Origin of the sequence: Streptomyces sp. NRRL S-350, assembly GCF_000719705.1 — a bacterium.
Taxonomy (GTDB): Bacteria; Actinomycetota; Actinomycetes; order Streptomycetales; family Streptomycetaceae; genus Kitasatospora.
Genome location: NZ_JOHO01000248.1, coordinates 1 through 209, shown reverse-complemented (window position 1 = coordinate 209; position 209 = coordinate 1). Strand labels below are relative to the sequence as shown.

At 75.1% G+C, this 209-nt stretch carries 1 protein-coding gene; it reads right to left on the bottom strand.

Features of this window, described 5'->3' with window-relative positions; all coding sequences use genetic code 11:
* The coding region (locus tag IF30_RS48495) for a hypothetical protein (protein ID WP_037903373.1) at positions 1–209 on the bottom strand (209 nt) is incomplete at both ends.

Genomic DNA, 209 nt, shown 5'->3' with positions numbered 1-209 from the left:
CCAGCGGGTGAGGCCGTGCTGGTGGCCGGGGCGGATGCCGCCCATGGCGTCGATGGCGGTGAGGATGTGGCCGATGACGGCCTGGTCGCGGGCGTCGAGAGGGGCGGGGGCGTCGAAGACGCCGAGGGCTTCGAGGAGTTCGCCGGTGTCGGCTTCGGAGCCGGGTCGGGGGTGGGCGAGGAGGGCGTCGTGGCAGTCGTCGAGGCGGC